Source organism: Actinomycetes bacterium, assembly GCA_024222295.1.
In the GTDB taxonomy this organism is placed as follows: Bacteria; Actinomycetota; Acidimicrobiia; order Acidimicrobiales; family Microtrichaceae; genus JAAEPF01.
In genome coordinates, this window is sequence record JAAEPF010000023.1 from 413,944 (window position 1) to 425,032 (window position 11,089).

Consider the following 11,089-nt stretch of genomic DNA (forward strand, 5'->3'; position numbering starts at 1 on the left):
CATGCTGCAGCAGACCGCCGAGGTCGCCTTCGACAAGCCGCACATGGACTACTACGCGCTCGCGCCCGAACTCATCCTGGTCGGCACGATCATCGTGTTGGCACTGCTCGACTCGGTGAAGCTCGAGCGGGCCCGCCCGGCGATGCCTGCCATCGCAGGCCTCGGGTTCCTTGGTTCGCTGATTCCGCTGGCGCTGATGGCCGCCAGCGGCGACGGGCCCTGGGTGATGCTCGACGGTGGCTACGTGGTCGATTCGATGGCGCTCGTGCTCAAGGCGCTGTTCATCGTGTCGGCTTACATCGTGGTGCTGTTGTCCACGAACTACATGGCCGAGGGCGACTACTGGGAGTCGGAGTACTACCTGTTGCTGGTCTGCTCGGTGCTCGGCATGACGGTGATGGCCTCGAGCCGTGACCTGATCGGCATCTTCGTGGCCCTCGAGCTGCTCTCCATCCCGGCCTACATGATGGCGGCGTGGCGCAAGGGAGACGAGCGATCCAACGAGGCGGGCCTGAAGTACTACCTGATGGGCGTGTTCGCCTCCGCCATACTGCTCTACGGCCTGTCGCTGGCCTACGGCCTCGGCGGGAGCACGAACCTCACCGAGATCGGGGTGAAGCTCTTCGAGATGGGCGACGACGGTGTGCCCGTGGTGACGCTGGCGCTGTTGTTCGTGATCATCGGTTTCGGCTTCAAGGTCTCCGCGGTGCCGTTCCACGTGTGGGCGCCCGACACCTATGAAGGCGCGCCCACGCCGGTCACGGCATTTCTGGCGGTGGCTTCCAAGGCGGCCGGCTTCGTGGCCCTCATCCAGGTCACCTACTTCTCGTTCATCGTCCGCGACGACGTAATCCAGCCGGCATTCTTCGTGCTGGCCGTGGCATCGATGACGGTCGGCAACCTGATCGCGCTGCGCCAGACCAACGTGATCCGCATGCTTGCATACTCGGGCATCGCGCAGGCCGGCTTCATGCTGGCCCCGTTCGCCGTGGCCGGGGCCAATCCGGAGCTCGCCCTGCAGGCAACCATCAACTACCTGGTGATCTACGCGGCCATGAACCTCGGCGCATTCGCAGTGATCATCGCCATCACCCGCAAGACCCGCTCGGCGGAGATCAAGGACTTCGGCGGCCTGTTCCAGTACATGCCGGGGCTCACAGTGGCCCTCACGGTGTTCCTGGCATCCCTGATCGGCATCCCGCCGCTCGGTGGCTGGTTCGCCAAGTTCGGCGTGTTCGCGGTGCTGGTCGATGCCGGCACCGGACTGGGCTGGACACTCGCGATCGTCATGGCGATCAACACGGCCATCGCGGCCTACTACTACCTAAACGTGGCCAAGACGATGTGGTTCGACGACGTGCCCGAGGTCGACACCAGCCCGGTGCGTACGCCAACACCCCTCGTGTTCGCGATGGGCGTCACGCTCGTGGCCACGCTGGTGTTCGGAATCCTCCCGCAGGTTCTCAACAACGTCACGACATTCCAGCTCGTAGCCGCCGGCAGCTGACCGGCCTGCGCAGTGGAACTCCCCGCTGCCCTGTCCGAGGCGTTCGACCACCTGGGTCGACTGCGCTTTGACCAGTACATGGAGCTGGCGTTGTATGCGCCGGCGACGGGGTTCTTCGCGACCGACGGCTCCGCGGGCCGCCGCGGCGGTGACTTCATCACGAGCCCGGAGGTGGGGCCGCTGTTCGGAACGGTGATGGCCGCCAGGCTGGACCGGCTCTGGGACGACCTGGACCGACCGGACCCATTCACCGTCGTGGAGGCCGGAGCAGGTCGGGGTGCCCTGGCCATCTCGGTGAGCGCTGCCGATCCGGTGTGCTCGCCGGCGCTGCGATGGGTGATGGTGGAACGTTCCTCCACCCTCCGCTCCGCACAGGCGGACCACCTCGACATCGCGGCGGGCGAGCCGAGTGGTGCGGGCCCACACTTCACGCAGTCGGCCGACTTCCCCGACACGCCGATCACCGGAGCAGTCGTTGCCAACGAACTGCTCGACAACCTGCCGTTCCGGTTGGTGCAGCGCGACGCCGGCCGTTGGGTCGAGGTGTGTGTTGAGGCCGTTGACGGTCGGCTCGCGGAAGCTCCCGTCGAGCTCTCGACCTCCGAGGGCGCCGAGCTGGACAGGCTCGTTCCCGATGCTCCCGACGGCACCCGGGTGCCGTGGCAGACGAACGCCACCGCGTGGGTGCAGCGCGCCACCGACCTCGTGGAGTCCGGTTCGGTGGTGGTGTTCGACTACTGCCGGTCGACCTCCGAGATGGCAGACCGGGCCCAGCCGGAGTGGCTGCGCACCTACCGCGGCCACGAGCGTGGGGGCGACCCGTTCGATGCTCCCGCAACGCGCGACATCACGGTGGACGTGGCCCTCGACCAGCTCCCGCCGCCATCGCTGGTGCAGTCGCAGGCGGACTGGCTGGCTGCCAACGGGATCGACCAGCTCGTGCAGGTTGCGCGCGACGAGTGGGATGACCGTGCCGGCATCGGCGATCTCGAGGCGATCCGTGCACGCAGCGTGATCGTAGAAGCCGAAGCCCTGTGTGACCCGAACGGCCTCGGCGGGTTCACAGCTCTCGAGTGGCGGTGATCGGATCGCAGGGGTTGTTCGTACCGCTACAGTCCGTGCGGGTACAACCGAAGGGGGACCGGCCATGGCCGACAAGGACTCGCCCACGATCGAGGACATCTACACCGAGGAGCGGACGTTCCCGCCACCAGCGGAGTTCGCCGCACGCGCCAACTACAACGACCCGGCGGTCTACGACCTGGCAGACGCAGACTTCGAGGGATTCTGGGCGGACAACGCGCGCGACCTGATCGACTGGGCCGAGCCGTTCCACACCACCCTCGAGTGGGACCTGCCGTTCGCCAAGTGGTTCGTGGGCGGCAAGCTCAACGTCACCCACAACTGCCTCGACCGCCACGTCGAGGCCGGACGCGGCGACAAGGTGGCCTTCCACTTCGAAGGCGAGCCGGGAGACACCCGCACCATCACCTACTCCGATCTGCTCGATGACGTGATGGCCTTCGCCCTGGCCCTGCGGCGCCTCGGCATAGAGCAGGGCGACCGGGTGTGCATCTACATGCCCATGATCCCGGAGACGGTCGTCGCCATGCTCGCCTGTGCCCGTCTCGGCGCCGCGCACAGCGTGGTGTTCGGCGGCTTCAGCCCCGACTCGCTCATCGACCGCATCAACGACGCCGCGGCCACCGTGGTCGTCACCGCCGACGGCAGCTACCGCCGCGGCGAGCCGTTCTGGCTGAAGCCCAACGTCGATGCCGCGCTGTCCAAGTGCCCCACGGTGCGTTCGGTTGTGGTTGCCGACCGCTGCGGCGGTGAGGGCATCGAGATGGAGGCCGGTCGCGACCACTGGTGGGACGACGCCGTCGAGGAGGCGCGCTCGGAGCTCGGCACCCATTGCCCGGCCGAGCCGTTCGACTCCGAGCAGCTGCTCTACCTGCTCTACACCTCGGGCACCACTGCCAAGCCCAAGGGCATCATGCACACCAGCGGTGGCTACCTCACCCACGTGGCCTGGACCCACAAGGCCGTATTCGACCTGAAGGCGGACGAAGACGTGTACTGGTGCGCCGCGGACGTCGGCTGGGTCACCGGTCACAGCTACATCGTCTACGGGCCGCTGTGCAACGGGGCCACCTCGGTGATCTACGAGGGCACACCCGACACACCCCGCGAGCAGCATCGCGAGGGCGACCCTTCCACCTGGCCCAAGGACCGGCTGTGGAGCATCGTCGAGCGCTACGGGGTCACCCAGCTCTACACCGCACCCACCGCGATCCGCACCTTCATGAAGTGGGGTGAGCAGGAACCGCAGCGCCGCGACCTCTCCAGCCTGCGGGTGCTCGGCACGGTGGGGGAGCCGATCAACCCCGAGGCATGGATGTGGTACCACGAGCACATCGGAGGCGGTCGCTGTCCGATCGTCGACACGTGGTGGCAGACCGAGACGGGCGGGCACATGCTCACGCCGCTGCCGGGCATCACCACCACCAAGCCGGGCTCGGCATGCTCCGCCATTCCGGGGGTGGGCGCCGAAGTCGTGGACTCCGAGGGCAACAAGGTCGAAGAGGGCGGCGGCTACCTCACACTCACCCGTCCCTGGCCGGGCATGTTGCGGGGCATCTGGGGTGACCCGGAGCGCTACAAGGAGACCTACTGGTCGGAGTACCCGGGCCGCTACTTCGCGGGCGACGGCGCCAAGGTCGACAGCGATGGCTACATCTGGGTTCTGGGCCGCGTCGATGACGTGATGAACATCTCCGGGCACCGCATCTCGACCGCCGAGGTCGAGTCGGCCCTCGTGGACCATCCTGCGGTGGCCGAGGCTGCGGTGGTCGGTGCGACTGACGACACGACCGGCCAGGCAGTGGTGGGTTACGTGATCCTGCGAAGTGGATTCGAGGGTTCCGATGCACTGCGCGAGGAGATCCGGCTGCACGTGGGCGACAAGCTCGGCGCCATCACCAAGCCGCGGGCCGTGATCATCGTGCCTGACCTGCCCAAGACCCGATCCGGAAAGATCATGCGACGCCTGCTGCGCGACGTGGTGGAAGGCCGCAGGCTGGGTGACACCACCACCCTTGCCGACTCGACGGTCGTGGAAGCGATCCGCGAGCGTGCCTCAGAGGGAACCGACGAGGACTGAGCGCTGCGGTGCACTGGCTCTGGTGGGTCCTCATCGCGCTGGGCGTCGCCTTTGTGGCGATGGTGGTGTTCGACCGCCTTCAGACCCACAAGGCCATCCTGCGCAACTACCCGGTGCTCGGGCACTTCCGCTACTGGCTGGAAGGTGTGGGGCCGGAACTGCGCCAGTACATAGTCACCTCCAACAACGAGGAACGCCCTTTCAGTCGTGACGAGAGGCGCTGGATCTACTCCTCCGCGAAGGGCCAGGACAACACGTTCGGCTTTGGCTCGGACGCCCAGATGGAGCGCACCCCCGGATACCTGATCGCGCGGCAACGCACGTTCCCGTTGGAACCGCTGCCGGGCGAACCGGCCGGCCCGGACGAGGACTTCACGGTCCCGTGCGCCAAGGTGTGGGGGGCAGGCCACAACCGCGCGAAGGCGTTCAGGCCCGACTCCATCGTCTACGTGTCCGCGATGTCCTATGGGGCCCTGTCCGGACGGGCAATCGAGGCCCTCAACGCCGGAGCAGCGGCGGCACACTGTCTGCACAACACCGGCGAGGGCGGTATCTCTCCGCACCACCTGCAGGGCGGCGACCTCATCTTCCAGGTGGGTACCGCGTACTTCGGCTGTCGCGACGGCTCCGGGGCGTTCTCGTTGCCGAAGCTTCTCGAGTCCATCGACGAATCACCGGTACGGGCAATCGAGATCAAGCTCTCCCAGGGTGCCAAGCCGGGGCTGGGAGGGATGCTGCCCGGCGCCAAGGTGACCCCGGACATCGCGGCCATCCGCGGGATCCCGGTGGGAGAGACGTGCAAGTCACCGAGTGGCCACACGGCGTTTCGCGACGTGGACTCGATGATCGAGTTCATCGAGCAAGTGGCCGACGCGACCGGACTGCCGGTGGGCATCAAGTCGGCCGTCGGTGAGCTCGGGTTCTGGTCGGACCTCGCCGGCAGGATGCGCCGGACCGGCGGTGGGCCCGACTTCATCGCCATCGACGGTGGGGAGGGCGGCACCGGGGCTGCGCCGCTGGTCTTCAGTGACCACGTGGCGATGCCGTTCCTGCGTGGGTTCCCGGAGGTGTTCAGCCGGTTCGCAGTAGAGGGAAACGCCTCCGACATCGTGTTCGTGGGCGCTGGTCGCCTCGGCCTGCCGCACCGGGCGCTCGCCGCGATGGCGCTCGGGTGCGACATGCTCGCCGTGGCTCGCGAGTCGATGCTCGCGGTCGGATGCATCCAGGCCCAGCGCTGTCACTCCGGGAACTGCCCGACGGGCGTTGCCACACAGAGCTCGCGCCTGGAGCGAGGCCTGGTGCCCTCTGACAAGGCCCCCCGCTCGGCCCGCTACCTGGCGACGCTTCGCCACGAGCTGTTGCGCCTCTCGCGGGCGTGTGGCGAGCCGCACCCGGGGTGGGTAGGCGCAGACCAGGTGGAGGTGCTGCAGGACGCACGCAGCTCGGTGTCGCTCGGCGAGCTTGCCGGCTACCGCGATGCCTCCTGGGGCAAGCCAAGCCAGGCCGACAGGGTGTCCCTCGCCCACGATTGGGCCCCGATGGCCTCGATGGTGGCCGACCGCGCCGACGATCCGTCGGCGCGCTGACCGACCCGGCCGGCGCCGGTGCCGACTGCGGTGGCTGCAGCGGACGCCGGTATCCTTGGCCGGTGCCGAGTTGGGACCACACATTCGAGAACTGGCTGTGGCGCGAAGATGCAATCGAGCCCGTGGCCGAGGAGCCCCACCCGACGGTGGTGTTCGACATCGACGGGGTGCTGTCTGATGCGAGCACACGGCAGCATTTCATCGAGTACCCACGGCGCGACTGGGAGGCCTTCTTCCACGCATGTGGCGACGACGAGCTGATCGACGAGGTCGGCCGGATGCTCGAGGTGATCGATGCCTCGTACCGGATCGTCCTGCTCACCGCGCGGCCCATAAGGGTGCAGCCACAGACGCTTGCCTGGCTCGATCGATACGGGCTGCGCTGGGACCTGCTGATCATGCGTGACTTCGGTGACTACTCCGCCGCACGCACCTTCAAGCTGCGCACGGTGCACGAACTGCGCTCGCGGGCCTTCGACCTGCGGCTCGCCTTCGAGGACGACCCGCGCAACGTGGACATGTTCCACTCCCAGGGTGTGCCGTGCGTGTACATCCACTCCGGCTACTACGAGTAGGTGCGGTCGGGCCGTGGGTTGCCGGGTGGTTCCGCAACCGCGTCCTGAGCCTGGGCACAGAGCCACGCGCCGACTGAAGTGGGCCGAGGGGTTGGCGCCGTACCATCATGTCTGCGGCCCCGATGACACCGACCGGGAGGCGGGCTTGCGCAACAACCTCAAGACAGCGGTGCTGCTCGCAGGCCTCGGTGCGCTCTGCATGTTCATCGGCTCCTTCTGGGGTCGCACGGGAGTGGTCATAGGGCTGTTCATCGGCCTGGCCATGACCATGGGCTCGTACTGGTTCTCGGACAAGCTGGCGATCCGCTCCGCCAAGGCCATCGAGGTCACCGAGACCCAGATGCCGCAGTACCACGCGATCGTGGCCGAGCTGGCCCAACGTGCATCGATTCCGAAGCCGAAGCTGTACGTGTCGCCCCAGCCGCAACCCAACGCCTTCGCCACCGGTCGCAACCCGCAGAACGCGGCGGTGTGCGTGACCGAAGGACTGCTTCAGACGCTGTCGTGGGAAGAGATCCAGGGAGTCCTCGCCCACGAGCTCGCGCACGTCCGCAACCGCGACATCTTGATCGGTTCGGTGGCGGCAGCAGTGGCGATGGGGATCACGTTCGTGGCCTCGATGGCACGTTGGGCGCTCATATTCGGCGGCGGCAGCAACGGCAACAGCCGCGACAACCCGTTCGCCGGGTTGCTGATGCTGATCCTGGCGCCGATAGCAGCCGCGATGATCCAGATGGCGATCAGCCGCAGCCGGGAGTTCGAGGCCGACGCATCCGCAGCCCGACTTCTGGGCACCGGGGAGCCTCTGGCGCGGGCACTCGAGCGCCTGGACGACGGTGCGGCCCGGATACCCTCCCAGGTGAATCCGGCAGAGGCGTCCAACTACATCGTCAACCCGCTGCGTGGCCGGCAGGTAACGAAGCTGTTCTCAACCCACCCGCCGGTCGAGGACCGAATCGTGAGGTTGCGCACCAACGCGTGGGCGTGAGTGGTTGACCGGTATGGTCGCCGCCGTCCATGAGGCCCTCGGGGCGTTCAGCTGCACCAGGGGGTGGGAGTACGACGCAACCGTCCTTGCCGCAGCACTTCCGGAGGCCTGAGCCGGCCGGTCGGGCCTACCGGCGGTGCCCCGGCGAGAGAGTCAGCTGGGTCAATCCCTGAAGTTGCCGAACTGCAGCGGGATTCCGAAATCGGCTTCCTTGCAGCCGGCGATGACCTCCTGCAGGGCGTCACGCTTCTTGGCGGTCACCCGCACGTGCTCCCCCTGGGTCTGGGTCTGCACTCCCTTGAGGCCCATTGCCTTGATCGCCTTGTTGATCTCCTTGGCCTTCTCGGAGCCGATCCCGGAGACGAGGGTGGCCACCTGGCGCGCAGAGCCGCCCGAGGCCTCCTCGACGTTTGCCCAGTCCAGTGCCTTCATCGACACCTTCCTCTTCGCCATCTTCTCCTCGAGCACTTGGCGCAGGGCCTTCAGCCGCTCCTCGGTTGCCGACCGAAGCGTGATGGTGGTCTCGCCGAGCTCGACCGATGAATCGGTCTGCTTGAAGTCGAACCGGTTGGACACCTCGCGGTTCGCCTGGTCGACGGCGTTGCGCATCTCCTGTTCGTCCACTTCTGAGGTGATGTCGAAGCTGGGCATGTGAAGTCGGCCTCCCTTTGGGCTGGCGGTCTGGTGGTGGCAGTCCGATTGCTGCCGCGTGCGAGCGGAACGCTATCGTGATCCACTTCCGGGTCGGTGCCCGAGCGGCCAAAGGGAGCAGGCTGTAAACCTGCCGGCGTATGCCTTCGGAGGTTCAAATCCTCCCCGGCCCACGGAACATGCAAGCGGGGTCCGCGCCTGCCGGCACGTCTACTGGCGGCGCGGGCTCACAGCAGCATCTCCATCAACACGACGTCGAGCCAGCGCCCGAACTTGCGGCCGACCTCCCGCTCGGTGCCCACGATCTCGAAACCGCAGTTGCGGTGCAGTCCGATCGAGACCTCGTGGCCGCCGACGATCTTGGCCATCAGCGCATGGAATCCGTGCGAGCGGGCCCGTTCCACGAGCTCGGCCAGCAGCAGCCTCCCCACGCCGCGCCCCTGGTGGTGCTCGGACACATAGACGCTGTCCTCCACGGTCGTGGCGTAGCCGGCCCGCTCCCTGTAGGCCGACAAGGCGCCGAATCCCGCTACCTGGCCATCGGCCTCGTCCACGGCGACCATCACCACGTGGGCTCCGGCGCGGCTGGTGAGCCACTCGACCTGCTCGTCGAGGGTGCGTGGTACCAGATCGAACGTGGCGGTGGAGGTCAGGACCTGGTGGTGGTAGATCTCGAGGATTGCCGGCGCATCGTCGGCCGTGGCGTCGCGGAGCTGCACGTGGCTCAACCTACCGTCGCCCGGCTGGCGCGACTGAAGGTGTTTGCGGGGCTCCCCTGAGCTCAGGTCGTGGCCGGCATCGGCTCGACCACTTCCAGCGCGCCGGTCATCGCCTCGAGGCCGGCCCAGGAGCGGATCTCGGCCGAGTCGGTGAGCAGCAGGACCTGCTGGTGTGCCGACTGCTCGAGAATCGTCTCCAGCAGAGGACCCACTATCTGCGGATCGCAGTTCAGGAACGGTTCATCGAGGACCAACGGGAAACTCTCGCCGCCCGGACCCACGTTGCGGACCTCGCCGAGGCACTCGTTGAGTGCCCGCCCCACTGCCGGCAAGGGGCCACCGGTGGCTGCGATCCCACCGGTCGTTGCGTGGGCGAGGTCGCGTCCTGTGGCGGCAGCCGACACGATCGCCGCGCGGTGCTCCATGGCCCATTCGACGGTTACGTTGCCGGCCAGCACACTCCATCGTGACTGGGCGTCACGCTGGTTCTCGGCGGCCTCGAGCAGCCGGCGCCGATGTGCATCCGAGCCGAGCAGGCCGTTGACCCTCTGCAGGTGGAAGCCCAGGTAGCTGTGGGCGCCCGCTGCATCGAGCGCCTCGGCCTCTGCGTTGGCGGCAGATTGTGCGCGCCGCCAGTAGGCGACCGACACCATCACCGCGGCCGCAGCTATGACGGCCATTGCCGCGATTCCGAGTGCTCCCATCATGCGGGCGGCCGGTATGGAGAACAGCGCCGCGATACCCGCGACGAGGAAGTTGATCTTTCGCACCGACTCGGACTGGGCCGCTGCGTCCTCGAACTGCTGGTGGGTCTCCTCGATGCGGGCGACCGCGTCGGCATCCTCGGCGGTGGAGCCGACCTCCTCCGCCTCGCGGTCGAGTTCGCGGTTGGCCGCCACCAGCCGCTCGGCAGTCGACCAGAGTTCGGCCTGTTCGACAGCAGCGAGCTGCAGCACGAGCTGGTCGCCCTCGGAGTTCTCGCTCAGCCGGCGTGAGTCGGCGCACATCAGGCGCCGCGCCGTATGGGTGTCGAGCCCGGCCCGGCCGAGCAGGTCGATGCGGCCGTTGGCGTCGATGAACTGGCTGGTGACGTCGAGGCGGTTGTCGATGTCGATGACCTTGGGATCCGATCCCTCGGGGCGGAACACGGCGAAGCGGGTCCCGGCATCGGACTGCAGCTCGAGGTGAACGCCGGGCCGCGACGTTGACAGCGCGCCGATCATCTCGGTGGTGAGGGCGTCCCGTTCGAACTGGCCGAGGCCGGTCAGCACGGTGAGGCGTGGGTGGAGGTCGACGGCCAGTGAATGGTCGCCTGAGTCGATCACGAGTCGTTCGAAGCGCACGTCATCCCATCGGCGCGCGAACCGTCGCAACTTGAGCAGGGTCGGGGCCCGTCAGGAGCCCTCGGAGCCCGAGCGGAGCGGCGATCGGCCCGACCCGGCAGCCGGATCGGTGTTGTAGCCCGGAACCGTTCCTAGCTATTCTCAGCGTCCGGTCCAACCGAGGTTGGGCAGTTGCCTCCTTAGCTCAGTCGGCAGAGCGTTTCCATGGTAAGGAAAAGGTCGTCAGTTCGATTCTGACAGGGGGCTCCACGGCGCAGCCCGGCTGCGTCGGCGAGTCGGCTTGCGCCGGCACGCGGCGGCGTAGCTCAGATGGTGAGAGCGCTCGGCTCATAATCGAGAGGTCGTCGGTTCGATTCCGACCGCCGCTACCACGCCGGTCCGCCGGCTCCATCCACACCACACACCAGGAGTAGCCCATGTCCAAGGAGAAGTTTGAGCGTACGAAGCCGCATGTGAATGTGGGGACGATGGGTCATATTGACCATGGGAAGACGACGTTGACGGCTGCGATCACCAAGACTTTGTCTGATCGTGTTGATGGGAATGCGTTTACGGAG

10 protein-coding genes and 3 tRNA genes are annotated in these 11,089 nt (G+C 67.2%); 10 read left to right on the forward strand and 3 right to left on the reverse strand.

Annotation, left to right across the window (positions count from 1 at the left end; translation table 11 throughout):
- Position 1 precedes the first annotated feature (1 nt).
- The 6 genes from GY812_07860 to GY812_07885 all read left to right on the forward strand — a co-directional run bounded on the left by GY812_07860 (position 2) and on the right by GY812_07885 (position 7,819).
- Positions 2 to 1,507, forward strand: coding sequence for an NADH-quinone oxidoreductase subunit N (locus tag GY812_07860; protein MCP4435396.1), 1,506 nt, complete (start codon positions 2 to 4; stop codon positions 1,505 to 1,507).
- 12 nt (positions 1,508 to 1,519) lie between these two features.
- Positions 1,520 to 2,590, forward strand: a complete 1,071-nt coding sequence (locus GY812_07865) for a hypothetical protein (GenBank protein ID MCP4435397.1) — start codon at positions 1,520 to 1,522, stop codon at positions 2,588 to 2,590.
- A 64-nt stretch (positions 2,591 to 2,654) separates the two neighbouring features.
- The gene (acs, locus tag GY812_07870) at positions 2,655 to 4,670 is read left to right on the forward strand and encodes an acetate--CoA ligase (protein ID MCP4435398.1); all 2,016 of its coding nucleotides are present in this window, start codon (positions 2,655 to 2,657) and stop codon (positions 4,668 to 4,670) included.
- A 59-nt stretch (positions 4,671 to 4,729) separates the two neighbouring features.
- Positions 4,730 to 6,256, forward strand: coding sequence for an FMN-binding glutamate synthase family protein (locus GY812_07875; protein MCP4435399.1), 1,527 nt, complete (start codon positions 4,730 to 4,732; stop codon positions 6,254 to 6,256).
- Positions 6,257 to 6,318: 62 nt separating this feature from the next.
- Positions 6,319 to 6,831, forward strand: a complete 513-nt coding sequence (locus GY812_07880) for a hypothetical protein (GenBank protein ID MCP4435400.1) — start codon at positions 6,319 to 6,321, stop codon at positions 6,829 to 6,831.
- Positions 6,832 to 7,030: 199 nt separating this feature from the next.
- Positions 7,031 to 7,819, forward strand: coding sequence for a zinc metalloprotease HtpX (locus GY812_07885; GenBank protein ID MCP4435401.1), 789 nt, complete (start codon positions 7,031 to 7,033; stop codon positions 7,817 to 7,819).
- A 162-nt stretch (positions 7,820 to 7,981) separates the two neighbouring features.
- Here the strand turns inward: GY812_07885 and GY812_07890 are convergent, their stop codons facing one another.
- Entirely contained in the window at positions 7,982 to 8,470 is a 489-nt protein-coding gene (locus GY812_07890; GenBank protein MCP4435402.1) for a YajQ family cyclic di-GMP-binding protein, read from the reverse strand.
- 90 nt (positions 8,471 to 8,560) lie between these two features.
- On the opposite strand from GY812_07890, the gene GY812_07895 reads away from it, so the two are divergent.
- A tRNA-Tyr gene (locus tag GY812_07895) sits at positions 8,561 to 8,643 on the forward strand.
- 54 nt (positions 8,644 to 8,697) lie between these two features.
- Here GY812_07895 and GY812_07900 read toward each other — a convergent pair.
- Together GY812_07900 and GY812_07905 are read right to left on the reverse strand one after the other, a co-directional pair.
- The gene (locus GY812_07900; GenBank protein MCP4435403.1) at positions 8,698 to 9,189 is read right to left on the reverse strand and encodes an N-acetyltransferase; all 492 of its coding nucleotides are present in this window, start codon (positions 9,187 to 9,189) and stop codon (positions 8,698 to 8,700) included.
- Positions 9,190 to 9,251: 62 nt separating this feature from the next.
- Complete coding sequence (locus GY812_07905) at positions 9,252 to 10,562, reverse strand: hypothetical protein (GenBank protein MCP4435404.1); 1,311 nt, start codon at positions 10,560 to 10,562, stop codon at positions 9,252 to 9,254.
- Between the two features lie 143 nt (positions 10,563 to 10,705).
- Between GY812_07905 and GY812_07910 the strand changes: the two genes are divergently transcribed.
- From GY812_07910 to tuf, 3 genes are all read left to right on the forward strand, one after another.
- Positions 10,706 to 10,781 (forward strand) — tRNA-Thr (locus tag GY812_07910).
- Between the two features lie 45 nt (positions 10,782 to 10,826).
- Positions 10,827 to 10,903, forward strand: a tRNA-Met gene (locus GY812_07915).
- 45 nt (positions 10,904 to 10,948) lie between these two features.
- Positions 10,949 to 11,089 (forward strand): elongation factor Tu (gene tuf / locus GY812_07920; GenBank protein ID MCP4435405.1); only part of this gene is annotated, 141 nt, incomplete at its 3' end.